The 18,933-nt window shown below is 40.4% G+C and carries 17 protein-coding genes; 6 read left to right on the plus strand and 11 right to left on the minus strand.

Annotated features, from left to right (window positions below; all coding sequences use genetic code 11):
- Nucleotides 1-16 precede the first annotated feature (16 nt).
- On the plus strand, nt 17-571 hold the full coding sequence (locus C7S20_RS01710) for a DUF2911 domain-containing protein (RefSeq protein ID WP_107010861.1): 555 nt from the start codon (nt 17-19) through the stop codon (nt 569-571).
- A gap of 54 nt (nt 572-625) precedes the next feature.
- Here the strand turns inward: C7S20_RS01710 and C7S20_RS01715 are convergent, their stop codons facing one another.
- The 3 genes from C7S20_RS01715 to C7S20_RS01725 are packed head-to-tail and all read right to left on the minus strand — an operon-like array spanning nt 626 to nt 3,424.
- Nucleotides 626-1,258 (minus strand): 7-carboxy-7-deazaguanine synthase QueE, encoded by a 633-nt coding sequence (locus tag C7S20_RS01715; protein WP_107010862.1) that lies wholly within the window; start codon nt 1,256-1,258, stop codon nt 626-628.
- Between the two features lie 35 nt (nt 1,259-1,293).
- Complete coding sequence (locus C7S20_RS01720; protein ID WP_193510786.1) at nt 1,294-2,754, minus strand: M14 family zinc carboxypeptidase; 1,461 nt, start codon at nt 2,752-2,754, stop codon at nt 1,294-1,296.
- A gap of 4 nt (nt 2,755-2,758) precedes the next feature.
- On the minus strand, nt 2,759-3,424 hold the full coding sequence (locus tag C7S20_RS01725) for an N-acetylmuramoyl-L-alanine amidase (protein ID WP_107010864.1): 666 nt from the start codon (nt 3,422-3,424) through the stop codon (nt 2,759-2,761).
- A 162-nt stretch (nt 3,425-3,586) separates the two neighbouring features.
- Here C7S20_RS01725 and dacB point away from each other — a divergent pair, with 162 nt between their 5' ends.
- Together dacB and C7S20_RS01735 are read left to right on the plus strand one after the other, a co-directional pair.
- Nucleotides 3,587-4,903 (plus strand): D-alanyl-D-alanine carboxypeptidase/D-alanyl-D-alanine endopeptidase, encoded by a 1,317-nt coding sequence (dacB, locus tag C7S20_RS01730; protein WP_107010865.1) that lies wholly within the window; start codon nt 3,587-3,589, stop codon nt 4,901-4,903.
- Nucleotides 4,904-4,912: 9 nt separating this feature from the next.
- Entirely contained in the window at nt 4,913-5,968 is a 1,056-nt protein-coding gene (locus tag C7S20_RS01735) for a S66 peptidase family protein (protein WP_107010866.1), read from the plus strand.
- Between the two features lie 8 nt (nt 5,969-5,976).
- Here the strand turns inward: C7S20_RS01735 and C7S20_RS01740 are convergent, their stop codons facing one another.
- On the minus strand, nt 5,977-7,125 hold the full coding sequence (locus tag C7S20_RS01740) for a serine hydrolase (protein WP_107010867.1): 1,149 nt from the start codon (nt 7,123-7,125) through the stop codon (nt 5,977-5,979).
- Nucleotides 7,126-7,252: 127 nt separating this feature from the next.
- Between C7S20_RS01740 and C7S20_RS01745 the strand changes: the two genes are divergently transcribed.
- The 3 genes from C7S20_RS01745 (at nt 7,253) to C7S20_RS01755 (ending at nt 9,634) form a co-directional block, all read left to right on the plus strand.
- Entirely contained in the window at nt 7,253-8,767 is a 1,515-nt protein-coding gene (locus tag C7S20_RS01745) for a helicase HerA-like domain-containing protein (protein ID WP_107010868.1), read from the plus strand.
- Between the two features lie 10 nt (nt 8,768-8,777).
- A complete protein-coding gene (locus C7S20_RS01750; RefSeq protein WP_107010869.1) occupies nt 8,778-9,335 on the plus strand; it encodes a hypothetical protein in 558 nt (185 codons plus the stop codon).
- A 98-nt stretch (nt 9,336-9,433) separates the two neighbouring features.
- A complete protein-coding gene (locus C7S20_RS01755; protein ID WP_107010870.1) occupies nt 9,434-9,634 on the plus strand; it encodes a hypothetical protein in 201 nt (66 codons plus the stop codon).
- 67 nt (nt 9,635-9,701) lie between these two features.
- On the opposite strand, the gene ftsZ is transcribed toward C7S20_RS01755, so the two are convergent.
- From ftsZ to murD, 7 genes are all read right to left on the minus strand, one after another.
- Nucleotides 9,702-11,687: a cell division protein FtsZ gene (gene ftsZ, locus C7S20_RS01760; RefSeq protein ID WP_107010871.1), complete on the minus strand. Its 1,986-nt coding sequence runs from the start codon at nt 11,685-11,687 to the stop codon at nt 9,702-9,704.
- Between the two features lie 119 nt (nt 11,688-11,806).
- On the minus strand, nt 11,807-13,144 hold the full coding sequence (gene ftsA, locus C7S20_RS01765; RefSeq protein ID WP_107010872.1) for a cell division protein FtsA: 1,338 nt from the start codon (nt 13,142-13,144) through the stop codon (nt 11,807-11,809).
- 3 nt (nt 13,145-13,147) lie between these two features.
- A complete protein-coding gene (locus tag C7S20_RS01770; protein WP_227009078.1) occupies nt 13,148-13,852 on the minus strand; it encodes a cell division protein FtsQ/DivIB in 705 nt (234 codons plus the stop codon).
- 8 nt (nt 13,853-13,860) lie between these two features.
- Entirely contained in the window at nt 13,861-15,213 is a 1,353-nt protein-coding gene (gene murC, locus C7S20_RS01775; protein WP_107010874.1) for a UDP-N-acetylmuramate--L-alanine ligase, read from the minus strand.
- 9 nt (nt 15,214-15,222) lie between these two features.
- Entirely contained in the window at nt 15,223-16,332 is a 1,110-nt protein-coding gene (gene murG, locus C7S20_RS01780; protein WP_107010875.1) for an undecaprenyldiphospho-muramoylpentapeptide beta-N-acetylglucosaminyltransferase, read from the minus strand.
- A complete protein-coding gene (locus tag C7S20_RS01785) occupies nt 16,329-17,537 on the minus strand; it encodes an FtsW/RodA/SpoVE family cell cycle protein (RefSeq protein ID WP_107010876.1) in 1,209 nt (402 codons plus the stop codon). Before C7S20_RS01785 ends, murG begins: the two co-directional genes overlap by 4 nt.
- Nucleotides 17,538-17,593: 56 nt before the next feature.
- Entirely contained in the window at nt 17,594-18,931 is a 1,338-nt protein-coding gene (gene murD, locus C7S20_RS01790) for a UDP-N-acetylmuramoyl-L-alanine--D-glutamate ligase (RefSeq protein WP_107010877.1), read from the minus strand.
- Nucleotides 18,932-18,933: the final 2 nt, after the last annotated feature.

Raw genomic sequence — 18,933 nt, forward strand, 5'->3', positions numbered from 1 at the left:
TTAAAAATCCACTAACATGAAAAGATTAATATTGGGAATATTCAGCATCATCTGTATGGTCACCGCAAACTCAGTCCAGGCCCAGGATAAGGGACCTGAATTTTCAAAACTGGACGTAAGTCCTATGGATCTGGCTATTTACCGCAACGATAAAGATCAACCTGTGGTAAGGGTAATCTACAGCCGACCACAAAAACGGGACAGGGAAGTTTTCGGAAAACTGGTACCTTACGGAAAAGTTTGGCGTACCGGAGCTAATGAAGCTACCGAAATAACCTTTTATCAGGACATGAAGATTGCTGATGAAACTGTTAAAGCAGGAACCTATACCCTTTACACTATTCCTGAAGAAAAGGAATGGACCGTAATCCTAAATAAAAAAACCAATACCTGGGGAGCTTATGAATATTCTGAAAAGGAAGATATTGTAAGAATTAAAGTTCCTGTAAGAAAAGCTCCAAATAATATTGAGGCACTTTCGATGGCTTTTGAAAAGGCAAATAACGGTGCAGATCTTTTAATTGGCTGGGATGACCGCTATGTAAAAGTGCCGTTCAAAACTGCAAAATAAGAACAGGTTATAGAATACGTAATATTGGAAACGCCCTCAAAAAAGGGCGTTTTTTTATGGAATATTGAGATACTTATGGGTTTGAAGTGATACCTTCCACTTCGGATTTTTCATTACATAATCCACGATCAGCGGCATCATCTTTTCACGATTGCTCCATTCAGGCTGAAGATACAAAATACAGTGATCGCTGACTTTTGCAGCCTGTTCTTCGGCAAATTTGAAATCGTGCTTATTGAAAATAATTACTTTAAGCTCATGGGCCAGCGGATAAATTTCGGGCTTCGGAAGTTTAATTTTCTTAGGTGACAAACAAATCCAATCCCAAATCCCGGTAATATCGTAAGCCCCGGAAGTCTCTATATGGATCTTGCATCCCTTTTTCTTAAGACTATTTGTTAAAACAGTCATATCCCAGGTAAGCGGTTCTCCACCGGTCACTACAACAGTATCGCTGTATTTAACTGCATTTTCCACAATTTTTCCAACTGGGGTCGGCGGGTGCAGATCTGCATTCCAGCTTTCCTTTACATCACACCAGTGACAACCTACATCGCAACCGCCTATTCGAATAAAATAAGCAGCAGTTCCCTTATGGAATCCTTCTCCCTGAATAGTGTAAAACTCTTCCATCAACGGAAGCATCACACCTTTCTCTACAAGCTCTTTTGTCTCTTCTGAAATCATAGCGTGCAAAGATAAGCAAACTCAGGCAGAGCGATCTAATAATAACTTCTGGAATTCAGAACATTTTGCCCCGCATTTTCAGGCTGTGTCAAAAATCCATTGATAACTGCCTGGATAACCTTTCCGCCTTGATAAAGGATAAAATTAGCCGGAATACCGGGACGTAACTCTTTCTTCACTTTAAAGTCTTCAGATACCAGGTTTAATGGAAAACTGGAATATTCTTTCTGAAGCATTTCTTCGGAAACCGGAACAAATAAATATCCCTTCTCAATCAGTTTTGGCACATCGAGTTTCATTAGTTCTTCTTCCGAAGTGATAGTTTTTGGATAAACTTCCGGAAATTTTAGCATCAGGTCGGAAGCATTAATTTCTTCATAGCCGTAACTGGTAGAAAGATCACCCTGATCTACTACTCTTCCGGAAAAATAAAAATCTTCGCCCTGGAGTTCATTTTCATCCTGATCGATTCCAATATCTAAAATGTAAGATTTATCATCAATTTGGTAGGTTATACCTTTTAATTTTAAATCAAAAAGCATGCGATCGTTCTCAGGAATTTTTTCATAATCTGAAATTGCTTCTTTTTCATAAGATTTTGTAGCTATCGACTTTAAAGCAGAAAGTATAACAACAAAATTTAATTTTCGTATTACCTGTTTTTCCCGATCGTCGGGATAACCGCCCGATTCTATAAGAACAAGACTGGTGCCCCATTTTTGAATATTATCTCCAAAAGCCCGTGGCTCAAAATCATCATTATAACGCCCAACCTGTGCGGGAGCATATTTTTGAAGCACCTTATTCATATCCACTATAAGCTTCATGGATTTTGCACGGACCTCATTAATATCTTTTTCATAATTATAGGCAGTAGCAAGAAAAGAGATAGTCGCTGGTTTTGAAGTTCTTTCAGCATTGTAATAGCGACTCTGATCGTGGAGATTAAATCCAAAATCGGCATCCAGGCTATCTCTCATCCTCTTTAGAGTTTTACTTTCAGGAGATTGCAACCTTAACGCATCGCGGTTGATATCGACCCCTAAGGCGTTTCTTCTTTCAAAGATTTCAGCACCATCAGGATTCAGCATCGGTAAAAAATGGATGCTCAGACTATCCAAAAGTATTTTCTTTTCCTCTTCAAAATCATTGGAAGCGAAAAAATTCAGAATATCGAAAATAGCCATGGTTGCGGTAGGTTCATCACCATGCATCTGTGACCATAGTAAAACCTCGGTTTTTCCGTGGCCAATACTTACCAGGTTCAGGCTCCTATTCTGAATGGATTCCCCAACTTTTTGAATTTTAAAAATACCTTCTGTTCGATGTTCATTAAGCAAACTGTCTACAAGCACATGATTAAACCTCCGGTTTTTGATTTTTTCTTCTCTGTATTTTTCATAATTCGCAAATAATCTGTCGGAAAATTTATTTTGAGAAAACACAAAATGGGTGTTCAAAATTCCCATTAATAAGATTACAATATATTTTTTCATTTTTTTAATTTTTAGCGGGAGCCGATTTTAAATTTTGATCTTTTACAGCTTCACGTACTTTCCTCATAAATTCTTCACCTGGATCGGTTTTCTCGGTTCGATAGTTATCATTCAGCTCCTTCCATAGATCACTGCCTTCAAATTTGGTATATTCATAATGGCCAATCAGGTATTCAATATTGTACTTTCTGTTAAGATAATTTACAAGCCAGATATTAGCCTTCAGCTGGTCGTTGGTCAAAGGGGTTTCAGGTGTTCCTCCAACATTTTCAATTCCTATTGCGTTGTAATTTAACCCGATCACATGGCGGGCCATAAAATCTTCCGGCATCAACCGGTATATAGTTCCGTCACGATCTACCAGAAACTGTATACTAACATTCAAGCGGCTTGCTTTTGCAATGTCTTTCCTGGCTGCAGGCAGTGTATCATAATTAAAAGCATTAAAAGATCCCTGTAATGTTGGAATCGCAGTCCAATGCAGCACGATAATTTTTGGATCTATCTTTATATTTTCGACTTCCAGACCATAATGATCTTTAATATATTCCCTGGTGAGTTCTTTTCGTTGATTATCAAAGTGAATTGGTTTATCAATTATTCTTGATTTACAGCTAACAATTGAAATAAAACCAAGAATCGTTAAAATTTGAATCCCTGCTCTGAACATCTTTTTTTATTAGGAGGTTATTTGATGGTCAATTTAGTAATTTTCAAATCTCCACTGTAAAAACACCTAATTAAAAAGTCTATTATTGAAAAATGAAATTCATTTTTAAGCATTAGTATTAATTTCTTAACTTTTTCAGCGTTTTAACTACTCCAAAATCTAATGGTCATTAAAAACCTCCTCAGCAGAAATTTTTACCGATTTTTCATAGTCACTTTAGCAATTTTATTTTCATCCTGCGCAAGTCAGAAATTCAGAAAAAATATAAAAACCGAACTTAAAGAAGCTCCGGAATTCCAGCACGGTTTTGTAGGTTTCGCTTTATATGATCCCGCATCAAAAAAAATGCTGGTTGAATATAATGCTCAGAAATATTTTACACCGGCCTCCAACACGAAACTGTTCACTTTTTTTACCGGGCTGAAAATGCTGGGCGACTCGATTCCCGCCCTGAAATACAAAAAAATTAGCGATACCTTATATTTTAAAGGTACCGGAGATCCTTCTTTTTTAAATCCCGACCTTCCGGACAGTAAGGTTTACCGATTTTTAAAACAAAATGGCCCACTGGTTTATGTTTTGCCAAATTATAAAGAAACTTATCTGGGTCCGGGCTGGGCCTGGGATGATTACAACGATTATTATTCGGCGGAAAGAAATGATTTTCCGGTTTATGGAAGTCTAGTCCATTTCAAGTTCGACAAAACCGGAAAGCTTCAGAAAATAAGTCCGGAAATTTTTAAAGACAGTATTTCGTTTTTAGCATCTTCAGAAGAAAAACCGCTGATAAAAAGAGCTTTACAATCTAACCATTTCGATATTTCTCTTAAAAACGAAGAAAAGGAGAAATGGATTCCTATAAAATATTCTGAAAAAACGCTGATGGACCTGCTTTCAGATACTCTTTCAAAACCAATTACTGTAAAACAAGAAGCTCCTGAAAAACTCGACCAAACCTTGTACAGTATTCCCAGCGACAGTTTGTACAAACAGATGCTTCATGTGAGCGATAATTTTATTGCCGAACAGATCTTATTGATGGTTTCAGACAAAATCAGCGACAGCCTGAAAACGGAAATTGCCATTGATTACATGAAAAAAAATTACCTGAAAGATCTTCCTGACGAACCTATTTGGGTAGACGGCTCGGGACTTTCCAGATATAACCTCTTTACGCCGAGAACGATGGTCGCTCTGCTTGAAAAGATCAAAAACGAAATGCCGGAGGAAAAACTTTATGATCTTTTGCCCTCCGGTGGTGTTTCGGGAACCTTAAAGAATTACTACAAAGCGGAAGAGCCGTATATTTACGCGAAAACCGGCTCTATGAGCAACAATCACAGTTTAAGCGGTTATCTCATTACCAAATCAGGAAAAACTTTTATCTTCAGCTTTATGAATAGTAATTTTACCATTCCATCGTCTTCGTTGAAGAAGGAAATGGCAAAAATCCTGGAAATGGTTCGGGACAATTTTTAAATTCATCTCATGAAAAGAAAACACTTTATAAACAGCGTTGGGGCTGGCCTCGCAGGCATGGCCTTTCCGTTGAATTCATTTGCTTCGAAACTCGATTTTGAAAACGATCAGAAAATTATAAAACCCGAGCACCTAAAAGAAGGTGATACCGTTGGAATCGTAAGTCCCGCCAGCGCCATTTTCGAAACTCAGCCATACCAGATAGCAAAAGAGACTTTCGAAGCCATGGGCCTGAAAGTGAAATTCGGAAAATATGTGAAAAGCCGTTATGGACATCTTGCCGGAACCGATAATGAAAGAGCCGAAGAACTTAATAATATGTTTCTCGACAGCGATGTACAGGCAATAATTAGTTTACGTGGTGGTTCCGGAGCTGCCCGAATTCTGCCGCTTTTAGATTATGAGGCCATTAAAAATAATCCGAAGATCTTTGTGGGTTATAGTGATATCACTGCACTTCATCTTGGAATATTTGAAAAAACAGGACTTGTTACTTTTCACGGACCGCTGGCTACTTCAACTTGGAACACTTTCGCTTACGATCATTTCAGAAACCTGCTTTTTGCCGGAGATGAAGTTCTATTGAAAAACCCTGATTCCAAAGGAGACGAACTTGTACAAACAACCAACCGGATACGAACCATTCAGCCCGGAAAGGCAAAAGGAAAACTTTTAGGCGGAAATCTTTCTGTAATGACCGGAATTATGGGTACGGAATATTTCCCAAAAGACTGGAAAGGCAAGATTTTATATACTGAAGACGTTGGTGAAAAAATTTACAGTATCGACCGTATGATGACGCAACTGCAGCTGGGAGGCGTGCTGGATCAGATCTCCGGATTCATTTTTGGAAAATGTACCGATTGTGATCCCGGCGGTAGTGGCTATGGTTCACTTACTTTAGAAGAAGTGATCGATCACTACATAAAACCTCATGGAATTCCTGCATTTTCAGGTTCCATGATCGGGCACCTGGATGATAATTTTACTATTCCTAATGGTATATCGGCTGAAATTGACGCCGATAAAGGCACTATTCAGCTACTTGAGCCACCTGTGAAATAAAAAAGCGCTTATTTTTTCCGTTCCAGCTCCAGCTGATAAATCTTCCTGCCAAGGGCCGCGAGAAAAGGAATTCCTATGCTGTCGTATTCATATTTTCCATCGTTATAAATTTCATTCTCGTTCACCCGCAAAGTCGCCGATAGCAGAAACTCAACATTATTTTTCAGGTCATGTACATAAGCTGTTTCGGTTAAATTGCCATAAGCATAACCCACTTTGTTATAGATTTTGATATAATCGGGAATGCGATCTTCAGAATCGCCGTAAATGAAAAACTTTCCATAACTATCGTAAAATTCATTTTCATCGTAGCCAAGCTGCCGGGGAAGACCGGACATCGCGGCCTTCAAGAATTTCATATTTCCGGCAGAAAGGTGAAATAATTCGGATTTTTCAAACTTTTCCGGAAAGAACAATCTCTTCATAAGCGCATGCTGCGTTTCAAGAGGAAAGTAATTCTTATAGGCAAAGCTGAAAGGCTCATTGATCTGTTCATCATCTTTTATATAAGCTTTTCCGATGATCACATTTTTAAGTTCCAATGAATCTGCCGTTTGGTTATAGGTCACCGGCAAGCGGTACTTTCCTTCCTTTGTATTAAAAATCAGTTGTTTCGTGACTGTATCTGCCGAATTTTCTCCGGAGAAACGATGAGAAATCCTAAAAGGCAACAGGCCTTTAGATTTCATATGAGAATTGATATAATCCGGTCCAAGAAATTCAAACAGCCTGTTATAGGCCTCATTGTCACTTATTGCGAAAACTCCTTTAATATCATTTTCTATGCTGTGTTTCACCATATCGCCTTCCAAATGATATGGAGTACTCCTGTAAATGTCCACACCCTGTCCCTGGAGTGAATCAAGCTTCTCGAGGCTTAAAGCTGCTACGGGTAATTTTACCGTGCTGGCAGGATAAAAATAATTTTCGGAATCAACCCGATATTTATAATCCTTCAAAGAAACCTCATCGTTTTTATGACAGATCTCTGTGTAAATTATCTGAACCGCATATTTTTCGGGCTTATCAAAAACCTTGTTGAGCCTTGGATCCTTGCTTTCCCTGACCTTTTTTAGCAGATCTCTCTGCTGCCCGCAACTAAAAACAAGTGGAAAAAGGAAAATAACAAAAAGAAAACTGATAATATTAAGGCGCATAATTTCGTGTCTCCTGGAAACTTTAATAGTTATAAAAGTAAACTATATTTAGAAAAGCTAAATAAACCTAATAGGGATCATTGCGGATCCTCTTTTCAGTTGCCAATTTTATAATAACTTAGCATTAATGAAAACAGAAACTCAATTTATTGAAGAAATTCAGAAAGGATACGCCTCGAAAGGTGATTTTATTCACCTTGGAGCAGGAATGCTGAACGGAAACGTATATTCTGATGCCGCAGTGAAAATCCCATTAAAAACCATGAACCGGCACGGACTCATAGCCGGGGCTACAGGTACCGGAAAAACAAAAACACTACAAATTTTAGCCGAAAACCTTTCCAAAAAAGGAGTGCCGGTACTTTTAATGGACGTAAAAGGTGACCTGAGCGGAATTGCTCAGCCATCTGCAGGAGCCGATTTTATTGAAGAAAGGCATAAAAAATTAGGTATTCCATTCACCCCGGAAGCATCCCCAGTAGAAATCTTAAGTCTTTCTAAGCAGGAGGGCGTTCGGTTAAGAGCCACAGTTAGCGAATTCGGACCGGTTCTTTTATCACGAATTCTCGATCTAAACGACACACAAACTGGCGTGCTGTCTATTATTTTTAAATATTGCGACGATAACCAGTTGCCTTTGCTCGATTTGAAAGACCTGAAAAAGATCATCCAGTATTCTACCGAAAAAGGCAAAGAGGATTTTGAAAAAGAATACGGGAGAATTTCTACCGCTTCTACAGGAGCTATTCTCAGGCAGATAGTGGCACTGGAGCAACAGGGAGCGGAAATTTTCTTTGGCGAAAGATCTTTTGAGGTACCAGACCTGTTACGGAAAAAGTCTAATGGCGATGCTTATGTAAATGTGATTCGCCTGGATGATATTCAGGATAAGCCAAAACTTTTTTCAACCTTCATGCTTAGCCTGCTCGCAGAAATATACACCACTTTTCCTGAAAAAGGAGATGCTGAGAAGCCGGAACTGGTAATGTTCATCGATGAAGCTCATCTTATTTTTAATGAGGCCTCAGATGCATTGCTGGATCAAATCGAAAATATCGTAAAACTTATACGTTCAAAAGGAGTAGGTATTTACTTTGTTACTCAAAATCCGGCTGATGTACCTGAAGAAGTGCTGGGTCAGCTGGGCTTAAAAATTCAGCATGCGCTAAGGGCTTTTACCGCCAAAGATCGTAAAGCCATAAAATTAGCTGCTGAAAATTATCCTATTTCAGAATTTTATGATACCAAAAACATACTCACTTCGTTAGGTATAGGCGAAGCTTTGGTTTCGGCTTTAGATGAAAAAGGAAGACCTACTCCTCTGGCTGCAACCATGCTTCGGGCACCAATGAGCCGAATGGATATTCTTACAGGATTAGAATTGGAAAAACTGGTAGAAAATTCAGACCTGGTTTCGAAATACAATCAGCAAATCGACAGGGAAAGTGCCTATGAAATTCTCAACCGAAAAATCGAAATTGCCGATAAGGAAGAAGCGCGGGAAAAAGCACAGAAAGAGAGAAAAAAAGTTACCTCAACAAGGTCCCGGTCATCAGGCACAGAAGGAGCAGTTATAAAAGTTTTGACCAGTGCCACCTTTATTAGGGGTGTCCTGGGAATTATGAATAAATTAATGAAATAACCCGATCTAAATGTTCAAAAAAACAATTTCTACCATTGCAGTTTTAGCTTTGCTAACTTCATGTAATAATGAGAATGACAATCCTTTTCTAATAACTTCTAACAGAGTGGGGCCGCTTACCAAAGAAATAAAGATCAACCAGTTGGATTCTATCTTCAAAAATGACAGTATCGTTACTCAAACCAGTGGTCCGGAATCTTTAAAATCTACCGACGAGATTAAAGTTTTTGACAGAAATGGAAAGCCACTGCTGGAAATGGAACCCTTGCAGGAGTTCGATTCCACCAGTACGATTGGCTATATTCGTGTTCTTGACCCCCGATATGCGACCAAAGAGGGCCTGAATGTGAAAAGTACTTTTAAAGATATAATGAAAAATTACAATATCTCACGAATTGAAAACACCATTAATGCCGCGGTGGTTTTTCTTGATGAGATCAATGCTTATGTAACCATAGATAAATCACAATTACCACCCAGCCTAAGGTATGATACAGATTCGAAGATCATGGCTTCACAAATTCCAGACGATGCCAAAATCAAATATTTTATGATTTACTGGAATTAAAATTTGAAGAAATTCTGAAGAAAATTGTAAAATCTGTTAATATTACCATGGCTTTCAATTGTTTAAGTACTTTTAATTTATAACCAATAAACTATGTTATGATAAAAATCTTAGCAATGATTATGACCATTGGCGGCGCCATCGCTCTGGTAATGGGAGTATTGGGAATTTTTGGAAGTGTGGCGCTTATGCTCAGTCCATGGGCGCTCGCTATACTTGGTTTCATATTCTTTATCGCCGGTATTTCAATGCTGAAGTATCGCCGCGACACCGATGAAGTCGGGGCGCAGAAACAATAATTGTCTGAAATTCAGAAAATAAAAAAGGTGCCTTTTCGGGCACCTTTTTCTTTGGCTAGGTTGAAATTTAATCTACATTATCATGAAGAAAAGAATTATTACGTCTGAAATGCAAATCATTATTGTCGTCCTGGTCGATACTTGTTCTTGACAATTTTCCTTCTCCCGGTTTAGAATTATCCAGCTCAATTCCCGCTCTTTTATAGGCCGGCTGCTTTTCGATCTCATCGATCTGGGCAGCACCGGTTCTGAATTTATAATTGAACTCCTTCATTTTGGCTTTTCTTTCGGCTGTTCGCTGTTTTACAACTTCTGAAGAAATAGGATTGTCGAAGGGATTATCCTCGTCGGTTTCTTTTCTGGGAGTTGGAGCGACGGTTTTCTTTTCAAAGGCAACGGTTTCATCAACTTCCTCTTCTTTCTTCTCAGGAGCTTTGGAATTTTGGAGCCTTTCTTCCACTTCCATATAATCATCAAGGCTATAACGCTTGATCCCATGAGCCGAACTTTCGGTAACCGGGATAATTTCCACGGCCTCATTTACCCTGATTTGCTTCACTTCCTCTTCCTTTTCATCTTCCTCTTTCAGCGTATGCTTTTTGATATTTTCAGCTTTTGGCTGTTCCGGCTTCTTCTCTTCTTCTTTTTTATTCATCGGAAGGTCGAAAGTGAACATAAACTGTTCTTCTTTTTCGGTCTTTACCTCTTCCGCATCCTCAACTTCCATGTTTTTCACCTCTTCGGTGGTATCATTGATGATGAATTCTTCGGGATCTACTTCTTCGTAGATCACATCGAGTTTCCTTGCGAAATCAGGTGTTTTCAGAAGATCGTCTACTTTTTTTTGAATATTCCCGACCTCATCGACTTCTTCCGCATTTTCGTCGAGTGTATGAACGATCTTTTCGTCTTTTGGAGGTTTAGCCTCCTCAGCAGGTTTTTCCGAAACCGGTTTACTGGTCGCTGTAATCACGCCGGTAGATTTATTACTAAGATCATGCTCAGCTTTTTGTTCGTCTTCAAGCGTATGAATGATCTTTTTAGTTTCGGTATTGGTGATCTCGTTTTGCTGTTCCACATTGAAACCAGTGGCAATGATGGTTACGGCGATGGCATCTTCAAGAGATTCATCTTCACCAACTCCCATGATAATATTGGCACTGTGCCCGGCCTCAGCCTGGATATGGTCGTTAATTTCACCAATTTCATCTATAGTGATCTCTTCATTACCGGAAACAATGAGCAGTAAAACATTTTTAGCTCCGGTAATTTTGTTGTCATTCAATAAAGGTGAATCCAGCGCTTTCATGATCGCATCGGTAGCCCTGCTGGCTCCCGAAGCCTGTGCCGAACCCATAATGGCAGTACCACTGTTGCTCAATACGGTCTTGGCATCGCGCAAGTCAATGTTCTGAGTATAGTGGTGAGTAATGACCTCTGCAATTCCTCTGGAGGCAGTTGCCAGAACTTCATCGGCTTTTGAGAATCCGGCTTTGAAACCAAGATTTCCGTAAACCTCGCGTAGTTTATTGTTGTTGATCACGATAAGCGAATCAACATGTCTCCTTAATTTTTCAACACCTATCTGGGCTTGTTCGTTTCGGTTTCTTCCTTCGAATTGAAACGGAATGGTCACAATTCCGACGGTAAGAATATCCAGTTCCTTGGCCTGTTTAGCGATAATAGGTGCGGCCCCGGTTCCGGTTCCACCGCCCATTCCCGCAGTGATAAATACCATTTTAGTGTTTTTATCAAGCATTTGCCTGATGTCTTCAAAACTTTCCAAAGCGGCTTTTTCACCGATTTCGGGATTCGCTCCGGCTCCCAAACCTTCAGTAAGAGTAACTCCTAACTGTATCTTATTGGGAACAGAACTGTTTTCGAGTGCCTGCGCATCGGTATTACATACAACAAAATCAACTCCCTTAATGCCCAACTGGAACATGTGGTTGATGGCATTGCTTCCTCCTCCGCCTACACCAATTACCTTGATGACGTTCGATTGATTTTTTGGTAAATCGAATGAGATGTCTCCAAATTCTGTACTGCTCATAAACTCTGTTTTACTGGTTGTATCTTTTCACTCACTAAGTGAGCTTTAATTTCCCGGCATTCCCGCCAGAAATAATTGTCTTTTCTATTTAACTTCTACTCGTTAATTTACCGAGTAGCTTACTCTGCATTGTCTAAAAAGTCTTTGAACTTTTCAGCCCACTTATCGAAAATGCTCTTACGAGCCACTTTTTTCGATTCATTCTCTTCCGGAATTTCTTCTTCAGAAGTCTCTACTGAGGAATCTTCTGCCATTTTATTATCAGAAAGAACTGCCTCTTCCTGAAATTTGCCTTTTCCTCTTTCCAGGCTATTCATCACCAATCCTACCGCGGTCGCATACACCGGACTCGTGGTTTCGGCATCGTTATTCCCGGCAAGGTGCTCATTAGGAAAACCAATTCTGGTATCCATCCCGGTGATATATTCGGCCAGTTGTTTCAAATGCTTCAGCTGCGCACCCCCACCGGTAAGCACAAGGCCTCCAATTAGTTTTTTCTTTTGTTCTTCATGCCCGTAATTCTTGATTTCGAGATATACCTGCTCGATGATCTCCACAACCCGCGCATGAATAATTTTTGAAAGGTTTTTCAGGGTGATCTCTTTTGGTTCTCTTCCGCGAAGGCCGGGTATCGAAACGATCTCGTTGTCTTTATTTTCACCAGGCCATGCCGAGCCGAATTTGATCTTCAACAATTCCGCCTGTTTTTCAATAATTGAACAACCTTCCTTGATATCTTCAGTGATCACATTTCCGCCGAAAGGAATCACAGCGGTGTGACGAATAATTCCGTCTTTGAAAATGGCCAGATCGGTAGTACCGCCACCAATATCTATCAGTGCCACCCCGGCTTCCTTTTCTTCCTGGCTTAAGACCGCATTCGCGGAAGCCAATGGTTCCAAAGTAACCGCAGAAAGCTCGAGTCCCGCGCTTTTCACACACCGACCGATATTCCTGATGGATGAAACCTGACCTACCACTACGTGGAAATTGGCTTCCAGCCTTCCACCGTACATCCCGATAGGTTCTTTGATCTCGGCCTGGCCGTCAACCTTAAATTCCTGCGGAAGCACATGAATGATCTCCTCTCCGGGAAGCATCACCAGTTTATGCACCTGGTTACAAAGCGTTTCAATATCTTCGGCATCGATGACCTCTTCGGGATTCTGGCGCGTAATATAATCACTATGCTGAAGGCTTCTGATATGCTGCCCGGCAATTCCCACCACCACTTCACTGATCTTCATGCCGCTATCGGCCTCTGCTTCCTGTATTGCCTGCTGGATAGACTGGATAGTTTGGGTGATATTATTCACCACTCCGCGGTGAACGCCCAGAGATTTCGACTTACCAATACCGATGATCTCTACTTTTCCATACTCATTCTTGCGGCCGATCATAGCCACAATCTTTGTTGTTCCAATATCTAGTCCTACTGCAATATCGTTCTGTTCCATAAACTATTTTTTAGTGCATACAACCTGATCGCCAAATTGTAGGTTCACTTTTTTGTAGGTATCTAATTTTTTGTCTTTCTGCGCTTTCTTATAAAAAGCCTTGAAATTGTTGAATTTCAAAGCTACATTCGAGGTATCCCCGAAGTATAATTTAAAATCACGATCACGAACCGACATTTCCAGTTTGGCATTGTCAAGCCGGTGAATAGAGGTAATATGTTCTCGTAAAAACAAATCGTTTTTGATAAAATTGGCCACAGAATAAGCTTCCGGGGCGGTCTTTTCATTAAAACCAAGCATCAAGGGTACCCTGGCGGAATAATTTTGGGAAAGAGGCATCACTTTTCCATTTCTGTCAAGATAAAATGAAGTATTTCCCATAACTCTTCCTATTGGTTTTCTCTGACTTACAATTGCTTCAAGTTTTCCGTCTAAAGTGACAAAAACTTCAGCATTTTCAATCATTTCGTGACTGTTCAGGAGGGATTCCACCCTATTCAAATCTAAAATTTCTTTATCTACGCTCGAGCCGGCGCTTTCATTTTGTATTAACAATTTATTAACCACTTCCTCAGTAACATAGAGATTTTCTCCCCCGGTAAAACTCACTTCTACATCACTGATCTTACGGGCCTTATGCCGGTATTCGGCAAATCCGAATAAAAAGCACACTAGAACAATTAGCGCCAGGGCTTTTATGTATCCCATTCCAGCTCTCATTTTTGTAATACTTTTTGTACGTTTTTCACTTCCTCGCTAATATCTCCAGCTCCCATCATTACGACCACTTTAGCCGTTGAATTCTTCACCTTTTCAGGCAGATCTTTTTTGGCTACAAGAGCCTTATTTTTATTTGAAATTTGATCCAGCAACCAGGCTGAAGATATGCCTTCAATGGGCAATTCTCTGGCGGGGTAAATATCCAGGAGAATCACCTCATCAAACTTTGAAAGCTGAGTGGCAAAATCTTCAGCGAAGTCACGGGTGCGGCTAAACAGGTGGGGCTGAAAAACCGCTAAAACCTTGTTGCTGGGGTACATTTCACGAACGGCCTGGTGAACCGCGGCGATCTCGACAGGATGATGCGCGTAATCGTCGATCAAAACCAGGTCATCGGTTTTTATTTTATAACTAAATCTACGTTTAACACCTTTGAAACTATATAAAGCCCTGGCCAGTTCGCTGGTTGGGGAGCCATACTCAATAGCCATGGCCAGGGCTGTTATAGCATTTTGCAAATTATGGTTGCCGGGTAGATTAAATTTTAAATTCTTTATTTCTTCGGAAGGAGTCTTCAGGTCAAATACATAAGCTCCTTCTTCAATTCTGATATTTTTAGCTGAATAATCGCTGTTATCATTTATTCCGATGCGTAATCCCTCCAGGGGAAGTCCGTTGCGAATAAACAACTTGCCATCTTTCGGAACTTTTCCAGCAAATTCACGAAAAGATTTTTCCAGCTCTTTCTTCTCTCCGTAAATATCCAGATGATCGGCATCCATCGAGGTGATGGCGGCAAAATTTGGAGAAAGATTCAGGAAGGAGCGGTCGAATTCATCAGCCTCGGCAACGATCACCTCCTCGCCCTGCATGATCAAATTAGACTGAATATCCTCGCTGATGCCACCGAGAAAAGCGGTCACTTTCGCTCCGGTTTCTTTTAGAAGATGAGCCAGAATCGCGGTAGTGGTAGTTTTTCCGTGAGTTCCAGCAACGGCCATAGTGAATTTGTTCAGGCTGATCACTCCAAGAAGTTGTGCCCGTTTGATAAATTCAAAGCCTTTTTCTTTTAAGAATTTTGTTTGCTGATGATCCTTCGGGATTGCAGGTGTATAAACCACCAAAGTGCTTTCCTGATTATTCAGTATTTCTGAAGGAATCTCATCTTCAGAATCTTTATAATTGACCTTAATCCCTTCTGAAACCAAAGTATTTGTTAGATCTGAAGGCGTACGATCATAACCGGCCACATAGCCACCTTTCGCCTTAAAATACCTGGCGAGCGCGCTCATTCCAATCCCACCGATCCCGATGAAATAAAAATGTGCTATGTGATCTAAATCTTTCAAATCTTACTATTACTTATTCTTATTTTTATTGTTTACTAGTTTTTCAACTTCGTCTACAATATTTGAAGTCGCATGAGGCAAAGCCAGTTCTTTGATATTTTCTGAATACCGTCTCATGGTTTTTTCGTCTTTCAGTAAATTGAAAAAACAAGGTTCAAAGCGTTCGTTCAATTCTTCTTCGGTGATCATTAACGCGGCATTTTTCTCCATGACGGCCATCGCATTCTTCGCCTGGTGATTTTCAGCCACATTGGGCGAAGGAATAAAAAGTACCGGTTTTCCAACGATACATAATTCTGAAACACTACCTGCGCCGGCACGTGAAATGATCACGTCGGCGGCGGCATATGCCAGGTCCATCCGGTTAATGAATTCCATTACCCGAATATTACCTGAATCGTATTTTTTATACTCCTCGTAATAAAGCTTTCCCGATTGCCAGATAAGCTGCACATCTTCCTGTTTGAACCTGTTCAGATAAGTTTCAATAAGTTTATTGATCCTTCTGGCACCCAGGCTTCCGCCTATTACAAGTACCGTTTTTTTATCTTTTGAAAGCTGGAAATTCTCCAAAGCCTCCTCCCTTAACTGATTCACTTCCAAAAGATCCTGCCTGACAGGATTTCCGGTAATGACGGTTCTCTCTTTCGGGAAATATGCTTTCACATTTTCATAGGCTGCACAGATCTTATCGGCATATTTCGCAAGGATTTTATTGGTAATACCGGGATACGAATTTTGCTCCTGGATGAGCGTGGGTATTCCTTTCGAAATAGCAACGCGCAAAACCGGGCCGCTGGCAAATCCGCCGGTACCGATCACAATATCCGGTTTGAACTTCTTGATGATTTTTCGTGATTTCGCCAGGCTGCTCATAAGTTTAAAAGGAAAAATAAAATTTTTGAAATTCAGACTACGCTGAATTCCGCTGATCCACAAACCTTCAATTTCATATCCGGCCTGGGGAACTTTTTCCATTTCCATACGATCTTTTGCGCCAACGAACAGAAACTTCGCGCCAGGATGTCTCCGTTTGATCTCATCGGCAATGGCGATGGCAGGATAAATATGTCCCCCCGTTCCACCTCCAGATAATATGACGCGTAAATTTTCTTTCATATGGCTTCACTTAAAATATCAAGGGGATTTTCCTCTTCGCCTTCAATTATATTATTTTCTGATTCCTTTATTTCTTCTCTTTTCGCGCTCACACTAAGGATGATTCCCAGGGAAACACAAGTCATCCAGATCGAGGTCCCACCGCTACTTACCAATGGCAGGGTTTGTCCTGTAACCGGAAATAATTCCACAGCCACACCCATATTGATCAGGGCCTGAAAAACAATGGGCAATCCAACCCCCATTACCACCAGTTTTCCAAAAATCGTATTAGCCTTGGTAGCTACAATAACTATTCGGAATAGCAGGAACAAATAGGCCAGCATTACGCCAAAAGCACCGATTAATCCCATTTCTTCCACGATGATCGCGAAAATAAAATCGGATGAGGACTGCGGTAAAAAATTTCTCTGAACGCTTTTTCCAATTCCCACTCCCGTAATTCCGCCCTCAGCAATAGCGATTTTGGCCTTTTCAACCTGGTACTGCTCCTGTTCCTCATCGCCATCAAAAAAAGTTTCGATTCGACTGGTCCAGGTATCAACCCTGCTGGGCATCATACCGGGAAATGCCTTTGCTGTAAGAACGAATAAAGCCAGCATAACTACCCCAACCCCTACTATTCCTAAAAGATACTTTATAGGATAACCGCCTAAGAACATCAGAATGAGCGTCATAGAAAAAACGATCGCCGTAGTGGAAAAATTGGCCGGCAAAATTAGTGCTAAAATGGCAAAAACGGGCAGCCAAAGCGGTAAAATTGTTTCTTTAAAAGTGACGGTTTTTTCGGTGATCTTCGATAAGTACCTGGCTACGTAAACCATAAGCACCACGGCTGCTAAGGTAGAAGACTGAAAAGAAACATTTAAAACAGGAATTCGTATCCAGCGACTGGCGTAAGCACCATCAATGGTTGTACCCTGAATCATAGTGAAAACAAGAAGCACAACCACCACCGGAAGCAGTAAAATAGATATTCCGCGAAAATAATGATAAGGCACTTTATGCACTGCAAACAATAAGCAGAAGCCAAGCAGCAAATGAAAGAAATGAACCACCAGAAATCCGAAGGTGCTACCGTCGCCATGAAGGTAGGCAAGATTGCTACTCGCACTGTAAACCGGCAAAAATGAGAATATCGCCAACAGGCCGGCCAGTGCCCAGATCACTTTATCTCCTTTCAGATTTGAGAAAATATTGTTCATTTTGTATTATCCTACCTGCAAGGTTTTTAAAACCTTCCAGGTCCTGAATTAATCATTTATAAATTCCTTACCGCTTCTTTAAATTGTCTTCCGCGGTCTTCATAATTTTCAAAGAGATCAAAACTTGCACAGGCCGGGGAAAGCAAAACCGTATCTCCTTTATCGGCCAGGCGATATGCTATTTGCACAGCATCTTTCATCGAGGCAGTTTCAACCATATTATCCACAATATTCCCAAAGGCGTTGACGATCTTATCGTTGTCGAGCCCAAGGCAAATAATGGCTTTTACCTTTTCGTTTACCAGTGGAAGCAATTCATTGTAAACATTTCCCTTATCAACACCGCCAACGATCCAGACCGTGTCGGTTTCCATACTTTCAAGAGCATAGTAGGTTGCATTGACATTTGTTGCTTTGGAATCGTTGATATAAAGCACATTATTGATCTTAAGAACTTTCTCAAGCCTGTGCTCTACACCCTGGAAGTTCGCCATACTCTCTCGAATCGTCTGTTTTCTGATTCGTAGCAGCTGGGCTACAGTAGCAGCCGCCATGGCATTCTTGGTGTTGTGTTTACCCTCTAAGGCAAGGTCTTTTGTTGGCATGGTAAATTTGGTGTTATTAATTTTTACAACAATATTTTCGTTTTCTATATAGGCGCCATTTTCCAGTTTTTTTTCAAGCGAAAATGGCAGTTTTTGAGCTTTGATCGGGGTTTGTTTCAACTTCTTTGCTATAATTTCGTCATCGGCATCGTATATGAAATAATCTTCTTCGGTTTGATTTTCAGTGATCCTGAATTTGGAAGCAACATAATTTTCAAGTTTATATTCATATCGATCCAGGTGATCAGGTGTGATATTAGTCAGAATTGCAATCTCAGGTTTGAACTTTTCAATACCATCAAGCTGAAAACTACTTAATTCCAGCACATACCAGTCTGTTGATCCTTCGGCCACCATTTTGGCAAAACTATTCCCAACATTTCCTCCCATTTCTGAATTGATCCCACCTTCTTTCAGCACATGTTGAATGAGGTTGGTCACGGTGGTTTTACCGTTGCTACCGGTAATTCCAATAATCGGAGTTTTAGTAAACCACGAAGCAAATTCAATTTCTGATACTACAGGAATCTGCTTTTCCTTCAGTTTTACAACCAGTGGCGCCTTGTCGGGAATTCCCGGACTTTTCATTACCACATCAGCCTGAAAAATCTTCTCTTCAGTATGTTGCTCTTCTTCCCAATCGATCTCAATATTTTTAAGAACTTCTTTATATTTTGGTTTGATCTTTCCTTTATCTGAAAGGAAAACCTCATATCCTTTTTTTAATGCCAGGATGGCTGTTCCAATCCCGCTTTCGCCACCGCCCAGTATCGCTATCTTCTTCACCATCC

The sequence above is a fragment of the Christiangramia fulva genome (assembly GCF_003024155.1).
Taxonomy (GTDB): Bacteria; Bacteroidota; Bacteroidia; order Flavobacteriales; family Flavobacteriaceae; genus Christiangramia; species Christiangramia fulva.

Coding starts and splice junctions, on each gene's coding strand:
- C7S20_RS01770 (WP_227009078.1), bottom strand. CDS start 13,852: ATGGGATACATAAAAGCCCTGGCGCTAATTGTTCTAGTGTGCTTTTTA.
- C7S20_RS01715 (WP_107010862.1), bottom strand. CDS start 1,258: ATGATTTCAGAAGAGACAAAAGAGCTTGTAGAGAAAGGTGTGATGCTT.
- ftsA (WP_107010872.1), bottom strand. CDS start 13,144: ATGGAACAGAACGATATTGCAGTAGGACTAGATATTGGAACAACAAAG.
- dacB (WP_107010865.1), top strand. CDS start 3,587: ATGGTCATTAAAAACCTCCTCAGCAGAAATTTTTACCGATTTTTCATA.
- C7S20_RS01740 (WP_107010867.1), bottom strand. CDS start 7,125: ATGCGCCTTAATATTATCAGTTTTCTTTTTGTTATTTTCCTTTTTCCA.
- C7S20_RS01750 (WP_107010869.1), top strand. CDS start 8,778: ATGTTCAAAAAAACAATTTCTACCATTGCAGTTTTAGCTTTGCTAACT.
- C7S20_RS01720 (WP_193510786.1), bottom strand. CDS start 2,754: ATGAAAAAATATATTGTAATCTTATTAATGGGAATTTTGAACACCCAT.
- ftsZ (WP_107010871.1), bottom strand. CDS start 11,687: ATGAGCAGTACAGAATTTGGAGACATCTCATTCGATTTACCAAAAAAT.
- C7S20_RS01755 (WP_107010870.1), top strand. CDS start 9,434: ATGATAAAAATCTTAGCAATGATTATGACCATTGGCGGCGCCATCGCT.
- C7S20_RS01725 (WP_107010864.1), bottom strand. CDS start 3,424: ATGTTCAGAGCAGGGATTCAAATTTTAACGATTCTTGGTTTTATTTCA.
- murD (WP_107010877.1), bottom strand. CDS start 18,931: ATGGTGAAGAAGATAGCGATACTGGGCGGTGGCGAAAGCGGGATTGGA.
- C7S20_RS01710 (WP_107010861.1), top strand. CDS start 17: ATGAAAAGATTAATATTGGGAATATTCAGCATCATCTGTATGGTCACC.
- murG (WP_107010875.1), bottom strand. CDS start 16,332: ATGAAAGAAAATTTACGCGTCATATTATCTGGAGGTGGAACGGGGGGA.
- C7S20_RS01735 (WP_107010866.1), top strand. CDS start 4,913: ATGAAAAGAAAACACTTTATAAACAGCGTTGGGGCTGGCCTCGCAGGC.
- C7S20_RS01785 (WP_107010876.1), bottom strand. CDS start 17,537: ATGAACAATATTTTCTCAAATCTGAAAGGAGATAAAGTGATCTGGGCA.
- C7S20_RS01745 (WP_107010868.1), top strand. CDS start 7,253: ATGAAAACAGAAACTCAATTTATTGAAGAAATTCAGAAAGGATACGCC.